The organism is Brevibacillus jepli, from assembly GCF_047229145.1.
GTDB lineage: Bacteria > Bacillota > Bacilli > Brevibacillales > Brevibacillaceae > Brevibacillus.
Genome location: NZ_JBFEFW010000001.1, coordinates 308,731 through 331,705 on the forward strand (window position 1 = coordinate 308,731; position 22,975 = coordinate 331,705).

At 46.0% G+C, this 22,975-nt stretch carries 26 protein-coding genes and 1 pseudogene; 19 read left to right on the top strand and 8 right to left on the bottom strand.

Features of this window, described 5'->3' with window-relative positions:
• Positions 1 to 115 precede the first annotated feature (115 nt).
• Positions 116 to 427 (bottom strand): hypothetical protein, encoded by a 312-nt coding sequence (locus AB1L17_RS01535; protein ID WP_412843014.1) that lies wholly within the window; start codon positions 425 to 427, stop codon positions 116 to 118.
• A 244-nt stretch (positions 428 to 671) separates the two neighbouring features.
• On the opposite strand from AB1L17_RS01535, the pseudogene AB1L17_RS01540 reads away from it, so the two are divergent.
• The 3 genes and pseudogenes from AB1L17_RS01540 to AB1L17_RS01550 all read left to right on the top strand — a co-directional run.
• Positions 672 to 1,412 (top strand): annotated as a pseudogene (locus AB1L17_RS01540) (NAD-dependent epimerase/dehydratase family protein); the annotation flags it as partial.
• 180 nt (positions 1,413 to 1,592) lie between these two features.
• Positions 1,593 to 1,937, top strand: a complete 345-nt coding sequence (locus AB1L17_RS01545; protein WP_412843013.1) for an ArsR/SmtB family transcription factor — start codon at positions 1,593 to 1,595, stop codon at positions 1,935 to 1,937.
• 31 nt (positions 1,938 to 1,968) lie between these two features.
• Positions 1,969 to 2,484, top strand: coding sequence for an SRPBCC domain-containing protein (locus tag AB1L17_RS01550; RefSeq protein WP_412843012.1), 516 nt, complete (start codon positions 1,969 to 1,971; stop codon positions 2,482 to 2,484).
• Positions 2,485 to 2,552: 68 nt separating this feature from the next.
• On the opposite strand, the gene AB1L17_RS01555 is transcribed toward AB1L17_RS01550, so the two are convergent.
• Both AB1L17_RS01555 and AB1L17_RS01560 read right to left on the bottom strand, forming a co-directional pair.
• Positions 2,553 to 3,191 carry a FusB/FusC family EF-G-binding protein gene (locus tag AB1L17_RS01555; protein ID WP_412843011.1) on the bottom strand — a complete coding sequence of 213 codons (639 nt, stop codon included), beginning with the start codon at positions 3,189 to 3,191 and terminating at the stop codon, positions 2,553 to 2,555.
• Positions 3,192 to 3,350: 159 nt separating this feature from the next.
• A complete protein-coding gene (locus tag AB1L17_RS01560; protein WP_412843010.1) occupies positions 3,351 to 3,614 on the bottom strand; it encodes a CD3324 family protein in 264 nt (87 codons plus the stop codon).
• A 420-nt stretch (positions 3,615 to 4,034) separates the two neighbouring features.
• On the opposite strand from AB1L17_RS01560, the gene AB1L17_RS01565 reads away from it, so the two are divergent.
• On the top strand, positions 4,035 to 4,622 hold the full coding sequence (locus tag AB1L17_RS01565) for a lipoprotein BA_5634 family protein (protein ID WP_412843009.1): 588 nt from the start codon (positions 4,035 to 4,037) through the stop codon (positions 4,620 to 4,622).
• Here the strand turns inward: AB1L17_RS01565 and AB1L17_RS01570 are convergent.
• Positions 4,592 to 4,855 (bottom strand): hypothetical protein, encoded by a 264-nt coding sequence (locus tag AB1L17_RS01570; RefSeq protein ID WP_412843291.1) that lies wholly within the window; start codon positions 4,853 to 4,855, stop codon positions 4,592 to 4,594. The two genes, AB1L17_RS01565 and AB1L17_RS01570, sit on opposite strands and share 31 nt — an antisense overlap.
• Positions 4,856 to 5,120: 265 nt before the next feature.
• Between AB1L17_RS01570 and AB1L17_RS01575 the strand changes: the two genes are divergently transcribed.
• The 3 genes from AB1L17_RS01575 (at position 5,121) to AB1L17_RS01585 (ending at position 7,773) form a co-directional block, all read left to right on the top strand.
• Complete coding sequence (locus AB1L17_RS01575; protein ID WP_412843008.1) at positions 5,121 to 5,402, top strand: metal-sensing transcriptional repressor; 282 nt, start codon at positions 5,121 to 5,123, stop codon at positions 5,400 to 5,402.
• Between the two features lie 13 nt (positions 5,403 to 5,415).
• Positions 5,416 to 6,792, top strand: a complete 1,377-nt coding sequence (locus AB1L17_RS01580) for an MATE family efflux transporter (protein WP_412843007.1) — start codon at positions 5,416 to 5,418, stop codon at positions 6,790 to 6,792.
• A 291-nt stretch (positions 6,793 to 7,083) separates the two neighbouring features.
• Complete coding sequence (locus AB1L17_RS01585; protein WP_412843290.1) at positions 7,084 to 7,773, top strand: SOS response-associated peptidase; 690 nt, start codon at positions 7,084 to 7,086, stop codon at positions 7,771 to 7,773.
• Here the strand turns inward: AB1L17_RS01585 and AB1L17_RS01590 are convergent.
• Positions 7,770 to 8,345, bottom strand: a complete 576-nt coding sequence (locus AB1L17_RS01590; RefSeq protein WP_412843006.1) for a DUF4269 domain-containing protein — start codon at positions 8,343 to 8,345, stop codon at positions 7,770 to 7,772. The genes AB1L17_RS01585 and AB1L17_RS01590 overlap by 4 nt on opposite strands.
• A gap of 108 nt (positions 8,346 to 8,453) precedes the next feature.
• Between AB1L17_RS01590 and AB1L17_RS01595 the strand changes: the two genes are divergently transcribed.
• Positions 8,454 to 8,939 carry a DUF456 domain-containing protein gene (locus tag AB1L17_RS01595; protein ID WP_412843005.1) on the top strand — a complete coding sequence of 162 codons (486 nt, stop codon included), beginning with the start codon at positions 8,454 to 8,456 and terminating at the stop codon, positions 8,937 to 8,939.
• A gap of 57 nt (positions 8,940 to 8,996) precedes the next feature.
• On the opposite strand, the gene lexA is transcribed toward AB1L17_RS01595, so the two are convergent.
• Complete coding sequence (lexA, locus tag AB1L17_RS01600) at positions 8,997 to 9,620, bottom strand: transcriptional repressor LexA (protein ID WP_412843004.1); 624 nt, start codon at positions 9,618 to 9,620, stop codon at positions 8,997 to 8,999.
• A gap of 162 nt (positions 9,621 to 9,782) precedes the next feature.
• Here lexA and yneA point away from each other — a divergent pair, with 162 nt between their 5' ends.
• From yneA to AB1L17_RS01620, 4 genes are all read left to right on the top strand, one after another.
• Positions 9,783 to 10,121, top strand: a complete 339-nt coding sequence (gene yneA, locus AB1L17_RS01605; RefSeq protein ID WP_412843003.1) for a cell division suppressor protein YneA — start codon at positions 9,783 to 9,785, stop codon at positions 10,119 to 10,121.
• A 77-nt stretch (positions 10,122 to 10,198) separates the two neighbouring features.
• Positions 10,199 to 10,396 carry a DUF896 domain-containing protein gene (locus tag AB1L17_RS01610; RefSeq protein ID WP_412843002.1) on the top strand — a complete coding sequence of 66 codons (198 nt, stop codon included), beginning with the start codon at positions 10,199 to 10,201 and terminating at the stop codon, positions 10,394 to 10,396.
• A 102-nt stretch (positions 10,397 to 10,498) separates the two neighbouring features.
• Positions 10,499 to 10,861: a fluoride efflux transporter CrcB gene (gene crcB, locus AB1L17_RS01615; RefSeq protein WP_412843001.1), complete on the top strand. Its 363-nt coding sequence runs from the start codon at positions 10,499 to 10,501 to the stop codon at positions 10,859 to 10,861.
• A gap of 22 nt (positions 10,862 to 10,883) precedes the next feature.
• On the top strand, positions 10,884 to 13,133 hold the full coding sequence (locus AB1L17_RS01620) for a HelD family protein (RefSeq protein WP_412843000.1): 2,250 nt from the start codon (positions 10,884 to 10,886) through the stop codon (positions 13,131 to 13,133).
• A 64-nt stretch (positions 13,134 to 13,197) separates the two neighbouring features.
• On the opposite strand, the gene AB1L17_RS01625 is transcribed toward AB1L17_RS01620, so the two are convergent.
• A complete protein-coding gene (locus AB1L17_RS01625; RefSeq protein WP_412842999.1) occupies positions 13,198 to 13,500 on the bottom strand; it encodes a HesB/IscA family protein in 303 nt (100 codons plus the stop codon).
• A 124-nt stretch (positions 13,501 to 13,624) separates the two neighbouring features.
• Here AB1L17_RS01625 and ltaE point away from each other — a divergent pair, with 124 nt between their 5' ends.
• From ltaE to AB1L17_RS01640, 3 genes are all read left to right on the top strand, one after another.
• The gene (ltaE, locus tag AB1L17_RS01630; protein WP_412842998.1) at positions 13,625 to 14,650 is read left to right on the top strand and encodes a low-specificity L-threonine aldolase; all 1,026 of its coding nucleotides are present in this window, start codon (positions 13,625 to 13,627) and stop codon (positions 14,648 to 14,650) included.
• Between the two features lie 250 nt (positions 14,651 to 14,900).
• Positions 14,901 to 16,544, top strand: a complete 1,644-nt coding sequence (locus tag AB1L17_RS01635) for a peptide ABC transporter substrate-binding protein (protein ID WP_412842997.1) — start codon at positions 14,901 to 14,903, stop codon at positions 16,542 to 16,544.
• Positions 16,545 to 16,695: 151 nt separating this feature from the next.
• Positions 16,696 to 16,887, top strand: coding sequence for a hypothetical protein (locus tag AB1L17_RS01640; RefSeq protein WP_412842996.1), 192 nt, complete (start codon positions 16,696 to 16,698; stop codon positions 16,885 to 16,887).
• A gap of 3 nt (positions 16,888 to 16,890) precedes the next feature.
• On the opposite strand, the gene AB1L17_RS01645 is transcribed toward AB1L17_RS01640, so the two are convergent.
• Positions 16,891 to 17,625, bottom strand: coding sequence for an alpha/beta hydrolase (locus tag AB1L17_RS01645; protein ID WP_412842995.1), 735 nt, complete (start codon positions 17,623 to 17,625; stop codon positions 16,891 to 16,893).
• A 328-nt stretch (positions 17,626 to 17,953) separates the two neighbouring features.
• Between AB1L17_RS01645 and pdhA the strand changes: the two genes are divergently transcribed.
• The 4 genes from pdhA to lpdA all read left to right on the top strand — a co-directional run bounded on the left by pdhA (position 17,954) and on the right by lpdA (position 22,932).
• Positions 17,954 to 19,039 (top strand): pyruvate dehydrogenase (acetyl-transferring) E1 component subunit alpha, encoded by a 1,086-nt coding sequence (pdhA, locus tag AB1L17_RS01650; RefSeq protein WP_412842994.1) that lies wholly within the window; start codon positions 17,954 to 17,956, stop codon positions 19,037 to 19,039.
• A 3-nt stretch (positions 19,040 to 19,042) separates the two neighbouring features.
• The gene (locus AB1L17_RS01655; RefSeq protein ID WP_412842993.1) at positions 19,043 to 20,023 is read left to right on the top strand and encodes an alpha-ketoacid dehydrogenase subunit beta; all 981 of its coding nucleotides are present in this window, start codon (positions 19,043 to 19,045) and stop codon (positions 20,021 to 20,023) included.
• A gap of 101 nt (positions 20,024 to 20,124) precedes the next feature.
• Complete coding sequence (locus AB1L17_RS01660; protein ID WP_412842992.1) at positions 20,125 to 21,516, top strand: dihydrolipoamide acetyltransferase family protein; 1,392 nt, start codon at positions 20,125 to 20,127, stop codon at positions 21,514 to 21,516.
• A gap of 6 nt (positions 21,517 to 21,522) precedes the next feature.
• Positions 21,523 to 22,932, top strand: coding sequence for a dihydrolipoyl dehydrogenase (lpdA, locus tag AB1L17_RS01665; RefSeq protein ID WP_106840639.1), 1,410 nt, complete (start codon positions 21,523 to 21,525; stop codon positions 22,930 to 22,932).
• Positions 22,933 to 22,975: the final 43 nt, after the last annotated feature.

A 22,975-nucleotide genomic window follows, 5' to 3' on the forward strand; every position in this document is an offset into this window, starting at 1 on the left:
ATACGTATGATAAATTCAAAGAAAAAATGGAAATACCTTCTTTTAATGGAAAAATTTAAAAGAAATTCACTCCATGGTTTAGCTAAAAATCGAATGTAGTGCCGCATTAGTAAAATCAAACAGCGACAATGAACAAAATAAAAAGCAGTGTCATCGGAATAATCCAAAGCAAAGGAATCGAATTCAGCCAGTAACTTACTTTGAAATTATGTTTGTGATAGGCAACCCAACTGCCAATAGCTGAAACGAGCAAAGCAAATGGATAAATGAGTACCGCATAGAAAACTTGCGGCAATGCACTTGTATCATTTTCATTTTCCGGCAAAAGAAAAGCAGTGAATGCTACAGTAAGGAGCCAAGCAAATAAGTAGAGCACATATACGCTCTGGCTAAACCAAAGGATAAGACATGTTGTTTTGTTCTTCATTTTTTTTGCCTCCCGTGATCAGTATCCTAGATACAGTTAGCAAGACGAGGGAATATGGAAAAAAGTAACAGTCGAATATAATTGGCCTCTTGGCAGGGATGGGTCCAAAATCTACAGGACGATATGTACGGCTCATCTCTACTTTGATCGGTTACAGAGTTCGATTGCATTCCCGATTATTAGCAAGGTCGATAGACAATCGAAGAAAATGAAAAAAGCCATAGTAGTGGGGGCAACAGGGGGTCATTGTGCAAACGTGCCGTATAACGAGATGGTAAGCAAGCTGATACCATTAGGTGAAGTCATCATGGAGGCTGCCAACCAGAGAGGCTTGAAGGTTGTCGCAGTAGACGGCATTTATCCATACGGGAGAAAGCAGATGGACATAGTGACGGAGGAGCATCCAAAGCACCCGCACACGAAGAAAGGAAAGATCCGGCTGGCATTTGAGCAAATGCTGTTCAGTAGCGATTGGAATCAGGTGCAGACGATGATTGTCAGATTGCCGGACTATTACGGACCAACTGCCAATCAAGCATCGTATTTGGGATCGACGCTCGAGTCGATCGCGGCTGGCAAACCGGCGTTTTTCATTGGCAATATGCATGTTCCTCGTGAATATGTTTACTTACCCGATGCGGCGAAGATGATTGTAGAACTGGCCAGCAGAGAGTTTGCCTATGGCCAAAACTGGAACATCCCGGGTTCAGGTATCATATCCGGCAGAGAAATTGTAAGAATTGCTCAAAAGGCTAGTGGCATTGCGAAACCTGTCATTCCTCTCGGGAAAATAGGATTGTCTTTACTCGGTATGTTCATTCCCGTGATGAAGGAAGTTGTCGAGATGCTTTACTTAACCGAAGAACCATTAATCCTAAGCAGAGAAAAATATAATCGGCTAATCGGACCGATTCCAGCGACGCAGTTCGAGCAGGGGATTACAGCAACGATCCAACATTTGCAGAATCGCACATCTATGAAATGAATGGTAAGCCATAGTTATTGATCAATCACTAATCCAAACCAATAAAGGGCATTGAAGTTCTTTTGAATATTCCTTGACAGGAATATTCCTTATCGAGTATATTTGGGTTAAGAAATGATAAGCATATAGCTAAAGGGGATGAGATGAACGGAAAGTCCATCATGTAACGGGGTGAGTGACATGTCTGGGAAAAATCCGTGCATGGACTTGGCGACGCTCGCTGCTTTGGCTGAACCAAATCGTATGAAAATCGTCGAGCTCTTGCGCGACGGAGCTTTAACTGTGGGGGAAATCGCTGATCGACTAGGGATTCGGCAGCCCCAAGCCTCGAAGCATTTGAAGGTGCTCAGTGACAACGGGATCGTGGAAGTAAAAGCCGAAGCCAACCGCCGGATTTACAAGCTACAGCCAGAACCATTCCAAGCGCTTGATTCTTGGGTGAGGTCCTTCCAGCGCGTTATGGAGGACAGATTCGATCAACTGGATGACTACTTGCGGGAACTGCAGAACAAGGACAATTCATGAGATTATTCAAATCGATGAGGAGGAATTTTCAATGGCAAAAAGCGCAATGGTTTCGAGGGTAGAGAATGATCGAGTGCTGGTATTGGAGCGTGTGTTCGACGCTCCCCAAGATCTCGTGTTCAAGATGTTTAAAGAGCCTGAGCATCTCAAGCGTTGGTGGGGACCGAAAGGCTGGGAGCTTCCGGTTTGTAACATCGATTTCCGACCGGGTGGTGTTTGGCACTACTGCATGAAATGTGTCGATCAGAGCATGGGAGAATATTTCGGCATGGAATCATGGGGCAAAGGCGTTTATAAGGAAATTGTCGAGCCAGAGAAGATCGTCTATACGGATTACTTTTCAGATGCAGAAGGCAATTCAAACGATACCATGCCATCGACTGAGGTCACGCTGGAATTCATCGATTTGGGCGGCAAGACGAAGCTGGTGAACCGTGCTGAATATGTGTCCGCAGAAGCGCTTAAGACTGTCATGGATATGGGCATGCTCGAAGGCGTTACCCAAACTTGGGATCGACTCGAAGAGATTCTGATTGAGGTCAAGTAAGATCAAATAGAATAGATAAGGCCGCCTGGCTTCGAGAGCAGGCGGCTGTTTTCATTTTGGCATACAGATTATTTGACCATGAGCGCAATAAAATCGTGCAGCTTATCTAGCGAAATGATATTTTGATTGCATGTCACGCTGTCTTGGCAAATGTAGTTTCCTTTTTTTAAATATGTGCCATCACTGGAGCCTTTGGCTTCAAGAACGAACATGCCAATTTCCTCAAAGCGATTACAGAGCGCACATACGCCTTTTTTATTCATGCTTGTAAACTGTCCGTGAATGCCAATCAGTTTTCCTTCATGGTTGGCGATAATATATTTCTTGTCCGTCGCGGTATCTAGCCAGCTTATATAGGAAATCTCTGAAAAATTGATCTCAGTTAAATTCGGGACTTTTAGCTTTTTTACTTTCGGGAAGAGTTTCTTGATCGAAGACTCTGTGGGAGCAGGGAATGGGATCACAAAGGATGAGAGTAGATGCAAGAACTGCTTACCCTCCGCTTTTTCTTTGATCGTGTCAATCGGTTGCAAAAGCTCTTTTTGTTCTGGTGTGATGCTCGGAAACAACTGAAAAATTTCTTCGTGGGCGATTTCTTTACGAGCACGTATGACGTTGACATCTGTACTGGTCGCATAGGCGTTCATAATTGCTTGAACGCGAGATTTAATAAAATGATAGTGATGCGTATGAATAAAAGGCTCCATGTTTAGGTTCCTCCTGTCTTGTCTGTTGGATGGGGCTTTTCTTTACTTTAAAGGGTTTGTTGTGGGTGAGAAAGGGAGAAGACATTTCGTAAACAAACTCGCCATACGAGAAAAGCACTGACACCCTGAATGGAAGGGTTGTCAGTGCTTTTTGAGCGTCTATCTGGTGTATACGATTTTTTTTATCGTCTCTGTAGACAAAAAGTATTTCTCCGCTAGCTGAGAAATGGACGACCCGGCCTGAAAGCTGCTTTTGATTGCCGTATTGCGCTCATCTAATAGTTTTCTTCCGCCAGTACGCGTGCCCCATTTTTGATGGGCTACTTTTGTCTTCGGAATATAAATGGTTTCTCCTTGCACGTACTTTTGAATTTCTGCCAGTAACGATTCAGGAAGGATTAAATTTGCTTTCACACACTTCATTTCTGCTCGCTCCTTATTTATGAATACGAAAATAAGGGGCAAAGCCAAGAAATAGGAAATGAGATACGCAAATGAAGGCGATGATTCGATTAAACGTAAGACCACCTCATGCAAAGTATCGCCTTACTATTCCTAGGCTTTGCATGAGCCGCTGCGGTATGTGGCAAATTGAGAAGATTCGCCATCTGTACACCCCCCTCGAGGTCCATTTTGAAAACAGCTTTCCCTTCCAATGCCAAAAGGGAGTATTTGTAATTATAAAAGAAAATGACTTTTTTGTATAACGATACTTACAAAAATGTAAGTGGATATGTAAGGAAAGTCGATGGTAAATGTCTCTATAGACCATTATAGTAATAGTTGCCTCGACTCCAGTAGGTGGATAGTAGGCTAGCTAGTAAGAGAGAGGGGAAAGTCATCATGAAATTACGCAAAAAATTTGGTCTTGGTGTAAGTTTGCTTTTTGCAGCCGTCTTGTTTACAGGATGCTCACAGGACGCAAATGGGATTATCTTATACGGAACGGAACAGCAAATAAATAACGCGTTAGCCAAACAGTCCAAAGACGTGACCGTGACTGATACTTATAGTGTGAAAATCGTTCCTGCAGGAGAACAAAACGCGATGGTCATGAACAAATCGATGGCTCAATCGCTACTCGAAAAGGAACTGCTTAGAAAAGTGGATGAGAAAAATAACACGACACCACTTAGTGCGCTGCCACTGATCGCAAACAGCGAAGGGGTATACTTCGCTAAAAATGAAACAACGAATCTAACAATTGGATCGAACAAGCTCTCTTTTCAAGGAAATGTAATCATTGGGGATGGACGTAGCTATGCTGATATTTTCGTGATTGTGGATGATTCAGCATGGGAGCAAGTGGAGGGAGACGCCAAGAAAGTATCTGTATGGGGATATAAGAATGATCCCAAAAATGAGATAGGAAATTATGATGTGGAAACGGAACAGCTCATTCACATGAAAGAAAATGAGACAAAGAAATAGAACGAGAGGCAGACTAATGGTCTGCCTATTCTTCCTTTATGTTGGATTTTTTGAGCTTTATTCGATAGATTTCGACGAGTGCAATGGACGCAGTTCGGAGTGATTGCGATAGCGAAGGGGAAGTCACCGACGGGGATTCGGGGGAGGATTTTGGTATTGGTTGCGATGTTGATCACAGAGACAGTATTCTGATAAATATTTGTCACATAAACACGTGAACCATCGGGTGTAATCTCTAATCACGGATACGATCACTCGGCTTGCATCCACTATGTGCACGCCTTTTTCCACTTTGGTCAAGCGACTTTCGAGAGGTTTACAGCATCCTCTGATGGTGAACGATTTTAGGAGCACAAAAATGTTTCATCAATGATCTCACGATAAACACTTACAGATTTCTATGGTAAGAATCTTTGGGGAAAAATCTGAAAATTCTTATCTAAACAACTGGAAATAACCCCCCCAGGGGGATACAATGAATGAAAAGGGGGTGAGCGAGTGAATGAGCATACGCATGAGCATAAGTACCGAAAACAGGTTGTCAATCGCCTTGCACGAATCGAAGGGCATGTACGTGCCATAAAAGAAATGGCGAAGGAGGGCCGTGATTGTCCAGATCTGCTTCTGCAAATTGCTGCTGCGAGAAAGGCGCTCGATAGTGTTTCAAAAGTCATTTTTAACGATCATATTGAAAGCTGTCTGATCGAGGCTGTTCATCACGGTGGGGAAGAGCCTGTTTTGGCTGATATAAAAAAAGCATTGGACCACTTTATCCGATGAGAGGCTGATCTGTATGACGGGACATGTCATAGGAAATGAAGGACAATCATCGAAGCAAAAGATAAAGCTCATTCTTGCCTTAGCAGTACCTGCGATTATCGAAAACATCTTACAAACAGCTGTAGGGTTCGTAGATACTCTTTTTGTATCAAAGCTAGGATTGGCCGAAGTTACAGCCGTCGGTATTGCAAATACTGTGTTAGCCGTATACTTGGCTATTTTTATGGCACTAGGGATCGGGACCTCATCCTTGATTGCCAGAAGTGTCGGGGCAGGTGATTTTGAAAAAGCAAAAGTGCTTGCCCGACAGTCCACTTTGTTAGCTGCACTGGCGGGTATGATCTTCGGCCTCATTACGTTGCTTTTTGCAGAACCGCTGCTAAGTCTAATGGGTGCTGAACCTAAGGTACTAGCAGATGGGGCCATGTATTTACGCATTGTAGCAGTACCCTCCGTTTTTATTTCACTCATGCTCATTTTTGGAAGCATCCTTCGGGCAGCTGGTGACACCAAGACACCGATGAAGGTCAGCTGGTGGATTAATATTCTCCATATCGTCTTGGATTATCTTTTCATTTTTGGATTCTGGATCGTTCCGTCCTTAGGGGTTGCTGGAGCAGCTTGGGCGACAGTTATTGTGAGAATCATCGGTACCATTGTACTTTTTGTATACATTCAGCGATCAAAAATGGCGTTTTCACTTCGAACAGCCACCGATACTAACGGGAAATCATACAATGCTCCTCTACTCAAACTTTCCCTACCAGCTGCTGTAGAAAGAATCATTATGCGTCTTGGTCAAGTCCTGTACTTTGGCCTGATTGTCCGAATGGGCACCGATACGTACGCGGCTCATACGATAGCTGGTACAATCGAGAGTTTTTCTTACATGCCCGGCTATGGATTAGCTGTCGCGGCAACAACACTTGTGGGACAGAGCTTGGGAGCCAACCGCAGAGAAGATGCCTACCAATACGGAATGCTTACCACCTGGATAGCGGTCGTACTCATGTCAATCATTGGGCTGTTGATGTTTCTATTCTCACCGTGGTTAGCCAGTTGGTTTACCTCAGATCAAAATGCAATTGATATGGTGGTGACGGCCTTGCGTATCGATGCATTTGCCCAACCAGCTTTAGCTGTGGCAGTAGTGTTAGCGGGGGCCTTGCAAGGAGCTGGAGATACGAAAAGCCCAATGTACAGCACGGCCATCGGCATGTGGGTGATTCGCGTCATAGGTGTTTACTTGTTAGGAATTCATTTTCAAATGGGAATTGCAGGCGTATGGATCTCGATAGCCATCGATCTTTTCACAAGAGCCATTTTTCTCGCTTATAAATTCAGAAAAATCAAACAAAATATAAAGACAGAAATCGGAATGCCAGATTGAGATTAGTTATTTACAGTTTTTATAGAAAATCATAGACAGTTGGCGTAATTTCATGTTTGTAACCGATATCTATTCTGTACGGGTTAGGTCTTTTCATAACAACAAGAAATTTGACCCTGAGAAGTAATTCTTCTAGTGGTCTTCTTTTGTTATGTAGAAGAGGAGGATGTGATTGTTTTATTTGAACAAGATTCCCATGCGTGAAAGGTTTTAAATGCCTACCCGTGTGAAAGAGTAAGAGAGAAGACAAAAGTAATAAGTCTAGCAGGGGAAGGTTGTGAGGTGAATCGTATGTGCGGACGTTTTACACTCGTAACGAATTTGGAAAAATGGAAGGAACGGTTCCAGATCGAAGTCATCCCGTTTGAGATGGAACCACGGTACAATATTGCGCCGGGCCAGCTGGTTCCAGCGATTATTGCTGATCGCGGCAAGCGTCGGATTGGTCAGTTGAAGTGGGGATTGGTGCCGTCGTGGGCAGCAGATGAGAAGAGCAGCTACAAAATGATCAATGCTCGTTGCGAGACGTTAAATGAGAAGCCCGCGTTCAAACAGCTTTTCGTCAAGAAACGGTGCATCCTACCTGCTGACAGCTTTTATGAATGGATGAATTCAATCACAGGAAAGCAGCCCATGAGGATCATACTGAAAACGGGGGAACCATTCGCTTTTGCCGGATTGTATGATACGTGGATGAATCAAAAGGGAGAAAAAGTACATACGTGCACGATTGTGACGACACAGGCGAATGAAATCATGGAAAACATTCACGAGCGAATGCCAGTCATTTTAAAGAAACAGGACGAAGACTTATGGCTTGATCGAGAGAAGTATGATCAACTGGAGCTACAATCCCTCTTTACCCCCTATGAATCCAGCGAGATGAGCGTTTATCCGGTAACTACGAAAGTGGGCAGTCCCAAAAATGATGACCCTTCCTGCATTCAAGAAGTAGAGGTCGGGTCTTTGTTGATGGATTAACGATTCAGGAGGAGCTGAACCTTTTGGCGTAATTCCTGTTCTGTTAACGACTCCAATTGTAACAATGCCTCATAAGGATCGTCACCCGGAATATGAAAGTACTCGGCAAACGCGGGTTCTGTTTTGATGCCGCTTTGCTTGAGAGCCCTGATTTGTTGATAGGCTTCCTGTCCACCTATCGCTAGCAACCGTGCTTCCATATCCATATGTCGATAGGCATTTTGCTTCTCGACGGCAACCGGTTGAGCAAATAATTCAAACCAAAAGTCAGCCGCGAAAAACTGGATGACGCACGTGGCTATATCTTTTACGTTTATATGGGTTACTTCAAAGCCATGCAAGGAGCCAAAAGCTTTACATGCATTCTGTTCAAACTGTTCCAGATCATGACTCTCGCAAATGATGTCCAGGTCGCTTTGGAGAACATCAATGTCCAATGGAATGGTGCCAGCAAGAACAGGGCGGTACGGAGAAAGAACTTCCATGATGCGAGTCTCCTGGATCGCTTTCCAGGCTGATTTTTGACGGATCGTTCCGTGGCGCAAGTAAGAGAGGTCATGCCAATTTCTCATGAAGCTACCTCCGTTTCTGCTTTCTTTTAAAATAGTTTAGACAAAAGTGAATAAGTGCGCAACGAAATCAATGATCACTCGTATACCTAAATGAAGGGAGTGTCGTGGATGGAAATATTTTTGTGGATCGTAGTTGTGCTATTGTTTCTTTTGAGTATCGCCGGGATATTTTTACCCGTTCTACCTGATACGATTTTACTGTGGGTGGGCTTCTTGCTCTATCACTTTTTCATTGCCGATCCCGGAGCGGGATTGCCAGCATCATTTTGGTGGGGAATGGTCGTTCTAAGTATTCTGCTTTATGGTGCTGACTTATTGACGAATATGTACTTCGTGAAAAGGTACGGGGGGTCCAAGTGGTCGTCCATTGCGGCTGCTGTCGGTATTGTACTCGGGATATTCGTGTTTCCGCCGTTTGGTATGCTGATCTTGCCGTTCGTATTCGTTGTGCTAGTAGAGCTGATGGTGCAGAAGCAGACGATGGAGCGAGCAGTAAAAGCAGGTGTGGGCTCACTGATCGGATTTTTGGGCAGTGCGGTCGTAAAAGTAATTCTACAAGTGGCGATGATTGTCTGGTTTTTTATCGCCAGATAGCCTATCAAATAGAAAACGAAAAGGACAGCCGAGGCTGTCCTTTTTTATGTGTGGAAACTAGTGAATGAGTCGATAGACACCGATGACTTTTCCGAGAATGGATACATGCTCCAAGATGATCGGTTCCATCGTTGCATTTTCCGGTTGGAGTCGGAAGTGGTTCTTCTCTTTGAAAAATCTTTTGACAGTCGCTTCGTCTTCTTCGGTCATGGCTACAACGATGTCACCATTGTTCGCTACGTGCTGTTGGCGAACGATTACGTAGTCGCCGTCGAGAATCCCGGCATCAATCATACTATTTCCAGAGACGCGCAGCATATAGACCTTGTCAGAAGTCACGATATTATCTGGAAGCGGGAAGTATTCCTCTACATCCTCAATAGCAGTGATCGGCTGTCCAGCAGTTACTTTCCCGATTACAGGCACACGTACGACAGAGTCTTCGAAATTGTCTTGAAACCGATCTTCATCTGAAAGCAATTCGATGGCGCGAGGTTTGGTAGGGTCTCTGCGAATGAGGCCTTTTTTCTCTAATCGTGCCAAATGTCCATGTACGGTTGAGCTGGAAGCTAGTCCGACAGCTTCTCCGATTTCCCGCACAGAGGGTGGATATCCTTTATCACGAACTTCCTTTCGAATGAACTCGATGATGGCTTGTTGTCTACTCGATAATTTTGACATAGAAAGACACCTCTGATTTCTCGAACATATTTTCCTATATTATACCATGGGATCTTGCGTTCGACAAACATAAGTTCGATTATTTATTGACATGAACATATGTTCTCATTTATTATGAGGGTACAAGATAACAGAACGTATGTTTGTGAGGGGGCCATTATCATGAATTCATTGACAGTACGTAATCGTTTCGAGAAAAAAGAAGAGCGTCGCGTTCGTTTTGGTATCACGAGAGGACAAGCTCTCTTGTTTCTTATTACATTCACTCTCTTTTTTTACTTATTGACCGAACTAGTGTTTGCTTCTTCCGCAATGGAGGCACCACAAGGCAAAGAAGTGACGGTTCGCTCCGGCGATAGTCTATGGACGATTGCCGTTCGCCACAAAGCGGATCAAAATATGGATGTGCGTGACTACATCGTAGCGATTAAAGATGCGAACGATATGGATAGCAACAAGATTTACCCAGGTCAGACTCTCTTCATTCCCGATACTCAGTAAGTGTTCGGTCGTCTTGCGGGATCATTCGAATGTGGTATAATGAAGCGGCACTACTACAGAGTGGGAGGAAACCAGCAGTGGTATCTGACGCAGAAATTAAACGCATTAACGAATTGGTCAAAAAATCTCGCGAAGAAGGTTTGACCGAGGAAGAGAAGCTTGAGCAAAAAACGTTGCGCCAAAAGTACATTGACGCCGTTAAGCTTTCTTTGAGAGCAAATTTAGATTCTATCCGGTATGTGGAAGACCTTGAAGAAAATAAGCCAAAACAGTAAGATAACAATTACTGATACGACAGACATCCTCGCTTGACGCTAGGGTGTCTTTTTCTGTGACATACATAACGAGAACAGCTGATATCGTGGGGAGGGTAAGAGATGGCGTGGATAGCTGTGGCGGTAGGAGGAGCGGTTGGTTCTCTCGGGCGCTACCTGTTATCGTTGGCTGCCAATCAGCCAGGTTGGCCATGGGGAACATGGGTCGCCAATGTGTCTGGGTCCTTGATCATCGGCATTTTGTTCGTGGTTGGGAAAGAGCGGGGCTTTTTGTCGCCTGCTCTCTACCTTCTTTTTGCTACGGGAGTCATGGGAGGATTTACGACTTTCTCAAGTTTTTCACTGGAGGTTGTTTCCTTCTGGGGAGAAGGTCAATTACTGCGTGGCACTATGTACGCATTACTTAGCTTAGGAGTTAGTCTCCTTTCTTGTGCAGCTGGAATATGGCTGGCAAGGCAATGGTGATCGATGTGAGGGGGGAATGGATGTGAGTACACAGCATCGTGATTATGAGGTAGAACAAAAAAAGCTGGAAGAAACAGTTGCGTCGATTGACGAAGAAATTGCACAGCTGCGTGAGGAAATTCGAGAGGCAACAGATGACTATGTAAAGCAAGTCGTGAACTATAAAAAGGCGAAAGATTTACGCTACCTGGAAGATCAGGGCAGAGAGAAGCCATATTTCGGCAGAGTGGATTTCATGAAAGATGAAATCTATGAGTTGGATCAGGTTTATATCGGAAAACGAGGGATTGTGCGAAGCGATACGTTTGATTCAGTCGTCGTGGATTGGCGTGCGCCCATTGCCAGCCTATATTATTCCGGTGAGAGCAAAGACGCGTTTTACCGGATGGGACGAGAGATCGTACGTGGTGAGGTTCGATTAAAGCGGAATTTTGCCATAGAAGATGGAAAAATCGTCGGTATCTATGATGGAGCGGTAAAAGAGACCATTAACCGTGAAATGGGGCATCCTGACGAGTTTTTACAAGAGGGCTTCATCGATGAATTCTTGGCAGCAAATCTGAATCAGGCAAACGATAGCAGACTCAAGGACATTGTCGCTACAATCCAATCTGAGCAAAATGATATAATCCGGGCGGAAAAAGAACGGCCAATCGTCGTGCAAGGAGTAGCGGGGAGCGGAAAAACGACAATTGCCCTGCATCGGCTTTCCTATTTGATCTACAACTATCAGGATTCCATGATGTCCAAAAAGTTCATGGTGTTTGCGCCGAACCGGATGTTTCTTACTTACATCTCAGAGGTTTTGCCTGAGCTGGGGGTCGATGATGTACAACAGTCTACCTTTGTGGATTGGGCGGCGCGGCTCGTGAAGCCTCTTTTGCCAAAAGGATGGAGAATCACGAGTCCGGATAAACCTCTCCAATTATTTTTTGAAGACGGACAGGATGAGCGTCAGCAGGAAATCATGCGAAACAGGCTCCGCTTCAAAGGCTCACTCGCCTGTCGGGAGGCGTTGGAGCAATACATCCGTCATATCGTCGAAACAAGAATACCTTTTAAGAAGCTCAGCTTTTTATACAACAAAACGAAGCAAGTCTTTTCGATCCCGAGTGATTTTATTCGCCAATGCTTCCTGGAGCAATTCGCAAATATGCCGTATCATCGGCGGGTGGAAGCACTTCGTAAGCATTTGAAACAAGAAATGAACAAACAGCTGTTTTCCCATTTGCGCGAGCGAAAAGTCGATCTGGACAAAGAAGGCTTGTACAAATTCGAGAAAATGCTGGAGCAAATTCTGGACACGTATTTGACGCAGTTCCCGCGCCTGGAAATCTTCGCAGCTTATCGAGAGTTGATGGCTGATGAGGAATTGCTGCGCAAGCTCGTACCTGCTGATGTATCAGATGAGGTCGTTCGTGATGTGAGTCAGTCAAGCGCTGTGTTGTTTGCAGAGGAAAGACTAGAGCCGGAAGATATTGCGCCATTGTTATATTTACAACATATTGTCGAGGGAATGAATAAAGCAGAGCATTTTGATCATACGGTCGTAGATGAGGCGCAAGATTTGAGTGCACTAGAAATCGCCGTCATTGCATTGGCAACCAAGCGAAACTCGCTAACGATCGTCGGAGATATCGCGCAAGGTATTCATAGCTACAGGGGCATTCATGCGTGGGAGGAGTTGACGAAGGGGATCTTTGCTCAAATGTTTCCTTCCTATTACACGCTGTCGCAAAGCTATCGTTCGACGATTGAAATAATGCGTTGTGCCAATGAGGTTTTACGACAAATCGAATTGCCAGAGACCGTATTGGCAAAACCGGTTTTGCGACATGGTGACAAGCCTGTTATGGTAACGGCGAGTTCACGAGCACAGCTGTGGGAGGACGTCTCTTCGCGAGTGGCTGCCTACCAGAAGGAAGGCTTCAAAACGATCGCGATCGTTGCGAAAACGATTCAAGCGAGTAAAAAGGCGCATAAGGGCTTGCAAGACAAAATTGCAGATCTGACACTTCTAGGCAGCAAGGATAACCAATTCCCGGGTGGCGTAACTGTCATGCCTGCCTTTTTAACAAAAGGATTGCAGTTTGATGTGGTCATCTTGCTCGATGTAGAGGCCTATCAAAACAATGAATGGGACGCAAAGCTTTTGTATGTAGCCATGACTCGACCTGTCCATCGACTTGTTATGGCACAGATGGATGAAGCGTGTTCTCCGTTGTTAATAGATTTACCGGCAGAACTGTATACCAGAGCTGTTGACGAATAAAGACTCCAAACGAAAAGAAAACCCTCTGCCAGTCAAGAAGGCAGAGGGTTTATCTGTATCAAGCTTAGTGGTCACCTGTGTTACCTTTAGAAGGGTTGGTAATGACAAAGCCTTCTTGTGGCAAGAAGAGGTAATCGATGATAACACCGTCCAGCAATGGCTCGTCTTTCTTCACGATCACATCGATCTCTTTGTCTGTAGCAATCACTTCATCTTCTTCTGTCGGCTTGTCCAGAGCGAGGCCGTAGTGCGCATGATCACCGTGAGAGTGTGTAATATATACGCGAAGTTTCAGGTCTTTGTCTTCTTCTTGTTCGATGATAGTCGTCAATTGCTTGGCAGCATTACGCGTGATTTTTAGTTTCACAGGTCAAATCCCCTAACTGTATGTAAGTGTCCCCTCCATCTTAGCAAGAGGGAATTCAGGATGCAATGTTGAAAGTGTTACGACAGGGAATGAGAGATGCATCTGGGTGAAAGGAGTGTCATTTATGAAAATCGATTTGCGCAGCGATACGGTTACGAAGCCAACCGAAGAAATGCTTCGTGCGATGGCGGAAGCGGAGGTTGGAGATGATGTTTACCGAGAGGACCCGACTGTTAACCGTTTGGAATCGATCGCAGCAGAAATACTCGGGAAGGAAGCAGCTTTGTTTGTCACAAGCGGTACGCAGGGCAATCAAGTCGCTGTTCTGACACATTGTGTAAACGGCGATGAAGTGATTGCAGAAGCAGATTCGCATATTTTTTACTATGAAGGCGGGGCTATGTCGGCATTGGCAGGTGTGCAGACCCGGACCCTGGTTGGAGAGCGCGGTGCTATGCGTGCAGAAGACGTAGAGAGGGCGATCCGCGGCAATAATATTCATTTTCCTCGCACAAAACTGATCTGTCTCGAAAATACGCATAATCGCGCTGGCGGGGCGGTAATCACAGTCGGACAAATGAAGAATATCTATGACGTAGCCCAAAAACATGGTGTTCCTGTTCATTTGGATGGAGCCCGCCTCTTTAATGCCGCTGTGGCCCAAAGTGTTGCAGTCAGTGAGATTACCTGCTTCGCTGATACCGTGCAGATATGTTTGTCCAAAGGACTGAGTGCGCCAGTAGGTTCTATTCTGGCTGGCGATCGTGCATTTATAGAAGAAGCGAGATGGTGGAGAAAAAAATTAGGAGGAGGGTTGCGCCAAGCAGGGTATTTGGCAGCACCCGGAATCATCGCGTTGACGCAAATGACGGAGCGACTGGCAGAAGACCATGAACGGGCAAAGCAATTGGCAGAAGGCTTGCGCCAGCTATCGCTTCAGGTAGAGCAAGTAGAGACGAATATCGTGCTGGTAAATACGGATTCAATCGGTCAAACGGCAGTAGCCTTCTTGGAATGCTTAGAGGAAAAAGGAGTACTCGCCGTTGATTTCGATGAATATGTCATTCGCTTTACGACACATCGACACATTAGCGAGGAACAGATCAAGCTCGTTTTGAAAACAGTTGAACAATTGATACATACGGTGTAATAGTTTCCATCTACTTTTGTCATCTTGCATGATGATTGTTGCCAGTCACAGAGAGGACTGGCTTTTTTGTGCTTGTGTATAATATTTAAAATAATTAGACAATTTGTACAAAATACAATCCAATCCATTCACCGTTTTTCGCCATACCGTCTGATTTGTTTCGTGCCCACTTGCGTTATCATGGTAGTGTGATAAAGCGATAGTACACGCTTGAGCATTGAATCAGATCGAGTCAAGGGGGATGGTCTATGTGAGAAAGAGGATGAGCTTCATTTTGAGCTGTTTCTTGCTGCTTCAAGTTTTAACGGGATGCAGTACAAGTGAACCAGCAGCAAAGAACCAGCCGAATGATCAGGTATCTCAGCCAGCACAGCCAACAGGGGAAGAGATGGTATTGAATTGGAATGCAGACGGTGGAGAGCCTCCAACAGCAGACCCTGGACTCGCATCTGATGGGACTTCCTTCGATGTCATTACCGCCTGTTTTGAAGGGTTGACTCGCTATGGTCCGGATGGAAAAATCGCCAACGCCATCGCTGACAGCTACACGGTATCTGAGGACTTGCTGACGTACAACTTCAAGTTGAAAACGAATGCGCTTTGGAGCAACGGCGACCCAGTAACTGCCCATGATTTTGAGTTCGCGTGGAAAAGAAATCTGGACCCGAAAACAGCTTCCGAATATGCATACATGCTTTATTTCATAAAAGGAGCAGAGGAATTTAATACAGGCAAAGGCACACATGCGGACGTAGGTGTCAAAGCGCTCGATGACTATACACTTGAGGTCAAACTCAATTCACCAGCCCCGTTTTTTTACGAGCTGACAGCTTTTCCGACACTATATCCTTTGCATAAAAAGACGTTGGAGGCACATCCGGATTGGGCAGCCTCTCCTGAAAACTACGTGGGGAATGGCCCGTTCAAAATGGAGCTATGGGAGCATAAAAACAAGCTGATTCTCGTGAAGAACGACAAGTATCATGACAAAGACGCCGTCAAGCTCGATAAGATCGTCTGGAGCATGATTACCGATACGAATACGGCGCAAGCTTTGTTTGATTCTGGAGATTTGGATTGGGGAGGACACCCGACTTATGTGCTGCCAGTAGATGTGATCCCTGCTTTGCAAAATGAAGGCAAGATCGTGCTTGCTCCGTATCCGAATACAGTTGCTGTCACCTTCAATACGACGAAGCCACCTTTTACGAACAAAAAGATTCGACAAGCATTCTCGTATTCGATCCAACGGCAGCCGCTCGTAGACGGAATTGTACAGACAGGCGTTCCGGCGGCATTCGCATGGGTACCGCCCTCCATGCAGCTCAGTGAAAATGACTATTTTCAGGAAGATCTGGGCAAAGCCAAGCAGCTATTGGATGAAGGGTTAAAGGAGCTGGGGCTATCCACTATGCCTGAAGTGACATACACGTATGGCTCTGGTGATGATCGTCAGAAAAAACTGGCTGAAGCCCTTCAGGATCAATGGAAAAGAAACCTGGGTGTCGATGTTAAGATAAGTGGCTTGGAGGAAAAAGTATTTTTACAAAACAAGCGCTCCAAAAACTATCAGTTTGCTTATCGAAATTGGGGAGCGGATTTTAACGACCCCATCAATTTCCTGGAAATCTTTAAGGACAAAACAGTGGGGACGAACGACGCTGCTTGGGAAAACAACAGATACCGCGAGCTAATCATCCAGAGCTATTTGGAACAAGACCTGACGAAGCGAAACGCGATCATGCGTGAGGCAGAAACAATCTTAATGGAAGAAATGCCGATCGCTCCCGTTTATTATGGAGCAAGACCATATATTCAAAATGACAAAGTAAAAGGCTTTCTGATCAATCCATTTGGAGGCAGAGATTTTAAATATACGACAATCGAACGATAAATGAATAAGCGTAATAAGCCTTGCCGAGCCCAAGAAATTGGAGAGCGGCAAGGCTTTTTTTGGTTCGATTTCGCTTGAGGCTGTTGTGTGTAATTCAGCCCCCCCAATGAAATACTATAGCTATCCAACATAGGGGAAAAGAGGGATAGATATGATCTCAGCCAAAGACCGAGAACGTATTCTCAATCAAATGAAGCGTGACGAGAGTAAAATTGTCAACATCGTTCTAAACGATGCGAATCAGGTTGCTGGCGAAATCGAAAAAGCCAACCACCAAGGCATCTTCCTGGTGGATGGCCGGTACTACGGGTACGAGGACATCAAAGAAATTAATGGCTCGTAATGCTTACAGACGAGGAGGAGGGAAGAAGTAGCGCAAGGCGTCAGGCAATTCTTTTTGCCACAATCCCCAGACGTGGTTCCCTGGTTTTTCTCGATAGGACAATGTCGCTTGTTTGTCCTCAAGAATCTGTTTCGCACTGCGATTCCAATGAACAAAGTCAAAGGTACCTGCACTCGTTTCAACAGCTGTTTCATCGAGACCAACGACCATCCAGATTCGCAGCCAGGATAGGCTAGATTGGTTCAGGAGTGGATCGAGCGTCGTTTGGAAAAACGCTCCGGACAAAGCGAGTACTTGGGGGAACATCTCCGGGTTTTCCAGAGCGAGATGCAAAGAAACTGTTCCACCTAAGGAGTCTCCAGCCAGTACACGTGAACCAGGATCGCGTCGTACAGGATAACGCTCCTCGATGTAAGGTAACAGCTCTTCCGTGAAAAAGCGCAGATAGGCTGCGTTTCTCGAGCCGGATGGGGAATACTCACTCGTGCGCTTGTTTCGATCCACAGAGACACCGACGACGATGTATGGCTCGATGCCCTCTTCCAGAATCAATTGATTGGAAATGGTCGCCATTCGCCCCATCGTAAAAAAATCGTTCCCATCTTGGCAATAAACAACAGGGTAAGAAAGAAGCTCATTGTACCCCGGCGGTAAGTATACTTTGACCGAGCGGGGAGTGTCCACGTAGATGCTGGGCACTTCTTCTTTTACAATTGTTCGCTTTACATAGTCAGACATCGATTCACACTCCCTGTTTGCTCAATTGAAAAACTAAGCCTTGAAAAAAACTGATACAGCTTATATAGTAAATGATAACAGAGAGGAAATAAACCCTGTAATATCAATACTATAACACGTTAAACAGGTATTTTATCTGCAGTATAACAGGGTGTTGCAAACGGCGCTGTAAGCCCTTTCTTGCACTTTGCAAATTTCTTCTGTATTTTATCAGGGTTACTTCCGACGTGAATTGCTTTCTCCGCCTATCGAGCGTGTGCTCAAATGATAGTGGCAGAAGGCAGGCCGAGAAATGGAAGCCCCTTATTCTAGTGACGAGGTGAATGTGATGAGCGTATCCACTGCTGTTGAACAAACAGAGAACAACGCCCCGCTGCAAATTCTTGCCCCGGATGGTACGGTTGTTCGTCCTGACTTGATGCCTAAGCTCTCCGATGATGAATTGCGTGAACTGATGCGTAAAATGGTATTTACCCGTGTATGGGACCAACGCGCAATCAGCTTGAACCGCCAAGGCCGTTTGGGCTTCTATGCACCAGTAGCTGGTCAAGAAGCAAGCATGATCGGTTCCGAGGCTGCTCTTTCCAAAGAAGACTTTATCCTGCCTAGCTACCGTGATATTCCACAAATGGTATGGCATGGTTACCCTATGCACAAAGCATTCTTGTACTCCCGTGGACACATCGAGGGTGGAAAAATCCCTGAAGGTGTTAATGTATTGATGCCACAAATCATCATCGCGGCTCAATGTACACAAGCAACAGGTGTTGCAATGGGCTACAAGCTGCGCGGTGAAAAGAAAGTTGCGATCAACTACTTTGGTGACGGTGCAACCTCCCAAGGTGACTTCTACGAGGGTATGAACTTTGCAGGGGTATACAAGCTGCCTGTCATCTTCTTCTCCCAAAACAACGGTTATGCGATCTCTCTGCCGTTCGAAAAACAAACGGCTTCTGAAAACATCGCAATCAAAGCAGTTTCTGCTGGTATTGCTAGCGAACGCGTTGACGGTATGGATATTCTCGCAGTTTACTACGCGGTTCAACAAGCAAAAGAGCGCGGTGTAAACGGCGAAGGTGCGACTTTGATCGAAGCAATGACTTATCGTTATGGTCCTCATACCATGGCTGGTGACGACCCAACTCGTTACCGTACAGGTGAAGAGCAAAGCGAGTGGGAACTGCGCGATCCATTGATCCGCTTCCGCAAGTTCCTTGAAGCAAAAGGCCTTTGGAACGAAAAAGACGAAGAGGCTGTAATTGAAGAAGCAAAAGCAGCAGTAGCTGACGCGATCAAAAAAGCGGACGAAACTCCGAAAATGAAAGTTAGCGAACTGATCGATGTAATGTTTGAGACACTGCCACCTGCACTCGAAGAGCAAAAGGCAGAATTCCTGGCGAAGGAGTCGAAATAAGCCATGGCACAAATGACAATGGTTCAAGCCATTACGGATGCAATGCGCGTAGAATTGAAGCGCGATGAAACCGTACTTGTCTTCGGTGAAGACGTAGGTAACAACGGCGGGGTATTCCGTGCAACAGAAGGTCTGCAAGCTGAGTTCGGTGAGCAACGCGTATTCGATACGCCACTCGCTGAGTCCGGAATTGGCGGTTTGGCTGTTGGTCTTTCCATCAATGGCTTCCGTCCAGTAGCAGAAATTCAGTTCTTCGGATTTGTTTTTGAAACCTTCGATGCGATTGCATCCCAATCTACTCGTATGCGCTACCGTTCCGGCGGTCGCTTCACGAGCCCAATTACATTCCGTTCCCCATTTGGTGGCGGTGTAAAAACGCCTGAGCTGCATGCTGACTCTTTGGAAGGCTTGATGATGCAAACTCCGGGACTGAAAGTGGTTATCCCTTCCAACCCGTACGATGCAAAAGGACTGTTGATCTCCGCAATCCGCGACAACGATCCAGTTGTATTCCTGGAGCACATGAAGCTGTACCGTTCCTTCCGTCAAGAAGTTCCAGAAGGCGAGTACACCATTCCGCTTGGCAAAGCAAATGTTGTAAAAGAAGGTAGCGATGTTACCATCATCACCTATGGTGCAATGGTGCATACCAGCCTGAAAGCAGCAGAAGAAATCGAGAAAGCGCGTGGAGCAAAAGTAGAAGTAATCGACCTGCGCACCATCAGCCCACTCGATATCGATACCATCGTAGCTTCTGTGAAGAAAACAAACCGTGCGATCGTAGTACAAGAAGCACAAAAAACATCTGGTGTAGCTGCAGAAATCATCACGCAAATCAACGAGCGTGCGATCCTGCACCTCGAAGCACCAGTGCTGCGTATTACAGCACCAGATACCGTTTACCCGTTTGCACAAGCAGAAGATGTATGGCTGCCTGACGTAAAACGCGTAGTAGATGGTCTGACTCAAGTCCTCGATTTTTAATTGAGAAATGGACATAATGGCGGAAAAGTTGAAAGCTTTCCGCCTTCTTTTGGGAAATATAGGGTTACTACTATGGCGAAGTGTTATAAGGAGGAGATACTGTGAGTCGTTTTACATTCAGACTCCCGGAGCTCGGCGAGGGTATCCATGAAGGCGAAATCGTCAAATGGCACGTACAGCCCGGAGATTCCGTAGAAGAAGACCAAGTCATCATGGAAGTACAAAATGACAAGGCGGTTGTAGAAGTACCGTCGCCTGTTAAAGGGAAAGTTATCGACCTGAAAGTAACCGAGGGTACGGTTTCCGTAGTCGGCGATCCACTGATCGAGTTTGACGTAGAAGGTGAAATTCCGAACCTGCCAGACCATGGTCATGGCGATTCCCACGCTGCTGAAGCGGCACCAGCGCCTGAAGCTGCAGAAAAAATGGAGCCAGGCTGCGACATCGGTTCCCAAGTGAGCGCAAATGCGAACCAAGCACTGGAAACGCCAATGGCACAAGCAACTGCAACAGCAGTAGCGGCACCTATTGATCGTAAACACGTGCTGGCTACACCTTCCGTTCGCAAATACGCTCGTGAAAAAGGCGTTCAATTGGCGAATGTACCAGGTACAGGCAAATTGGGTCGCATCACACGTGATGACGTAGATCGCTTCGTATCTGGCGGAGCAGCAGCGCCAACTGCACAAGCAGTGGCAGCTCCAGTAGCAGCTGAGGCTCCTGCAGCAGCAGCTACAGGCGTAGCACAAGCAGCAGCGGCTCCAACTGTCCACCACGCACCTCAAGCTGGCGAGCTGGAAGAGCGCGTTCCGCTGAAAGGCATGCGTAAAGCAATTGCGAAGGCAATGGTGAAATCCGCTTACACAGCACCACACGTTACGATCTTCGACGAAGTGGATGTTACAGCGCTTGTTGCGATGCGTAAAGAGGCGAAGCCACTTGCTGAAGAGCGCGGTGTGAAGCTGACTTACTTGCCTATGATCGTGAAAGCAGTTGTAGCTGGTCTGAAGAAATTCCCAGAACTCAACGCTTCTATCGACGATGAGAAACAAGAAATCATCTTTAAAAAGTACTACAACATCGGTATCGCTGCCTCGACAGAAGAGGGCTTGCTTGTTCCAGTTGTAAAATCTGCTGACAGCAAATCCATCTTCCAAATCGCAGGCGAAATCGGCGAACTGGCGAAAAAAGCACGTGACCGCAAAGCAACAGCAGATGAATTGAAAGGTTCTACTTTCAGCATCACAAACATCGGTTCTGCTGGCGGTATGTTCTTCACGCCAATCATTAACTATCCAGAAGTAGCTATTCTGGGTGTTGGCCGCATTAGCGAAAAGCCAGTTGTGAAAAACGGAGAAATCGTGGTTGGTCAAATGTTGCACCTGTCCTTGAGCTTTGACCACCGCTTGGTTGATGGCGAACCTGCACAGCGTTTCGTCAACTACGTGAAGCAGCTCCTGGAAAACCCAACGCTGCTCGTCATGGAGGGATAAGAGACAATGGTAGTAGGTGAATTTACTACAGAAGTAGACGTGCTCGTAATCGGTGCAGGCCCAGGTGGATATGTTGCGGCGATTCGTGCCGCTCAAATGGGCAAAACAGTAGCTGTCGTGGAAAAAGGTGAGTTGGGTGGCGTGTGCCTGAACGTAGGTTGCATCCCTTCCAAAGCAATGATCCACGCTGCACACACGTATGAGCATACACAACATACAGAATCCATGGGAATTACCATGGAAAACGTAAAAGTGGATTTTGCCAAAGTTCAAGAGTGGAAGAGCGGTATCGTTAAGCAATTGACTGGTGGCGTAGGCTCCCTCTTCAAAGGCAACAAAATCCAGGTAATCCCTGGTGAAGCACTGTTCGTAAGTGAAAATGAAGTACGCGTGTTCCACGGTTATGATGTCAACCGTTATCGCTTCCAGCATTGCATCATTGCAACTGGTTCGCGTCCAATCGAGTTGCCTGCATTCCCGTTTGGCAAGCGCGTAATGTCCTCTACAGAAGCGCTGTCCTTGACTGAGCTGCCGAAGAGCCTCGTGGTAATCGGCGGCGGATATATCGGTATCGAGCTCGGTACCGTATTCGCGAAGTTTGGTACAAAAGTAACCATTTTGGAAGGTTCCGATCAAATCTTGCCAGGATTTGAGCCAGATATGCCTCGTTTGGTAGAACGCAAGCTGAAAAAGCTCGACGTTACCATCCATACAAAAGCATTGGCACAAGGAATGGAAGAGACAGACAACGGCGTGATCGTGACTGCAGAAGTAAAAGGCGAGCAACAAAAAATCGAGGCGGAATACGTACTCGTTACTGTTGGCCGCCGTCCAAATACGGATGAACTCGGTATCCGCGATATCGGCATGAACGTAACTGACCGTGGCTTGATCGTAGTTGACAAGCAAGGCCGCACGAACATTCCTAACGTGTACGCAATCGGGGATATCGTAGCTGGTCCTGCATTGGCTCACAAAGCTTCCTACGAAGGTAAGGTTGCAGCCGAGGCGATTGCTGGACATCCGGCAGAAGTGGACTACAAGGCGATTCCAGCGGTTGTATTCTGCGATCCAGAAATCGCAAGCGTAGGAATCAATGAGAAAGAAGCGAAAGAAAAAGGCATCGATTATGTCGTAGGTCGTTTCCCGTTCGCTGCAAACGGTCGTGCTCTGTCTGTAAATGCAGGCGAAGGCTACGTGAAGCTGATTGCGGAAAAAGAAACGAATCTCGTATTGGGTGCGCAAATTGTTGGTCCAGAAGCATCCAACATCATTGCAGAAATCGGATTGGCTATCGAAATGGGTGCAACACTCGAAGATATCGAGCTGACCATCCATGCCCATCCAACTCTGGGTGAAGTAACAATGGAAGCTGCTGAATTGGCACTGGGTCGTCCGATCCACGTCATGAAATAGAAAAGGGGAAAGCCTTGTTCCAGAAATGGATACAAGGCTTTTT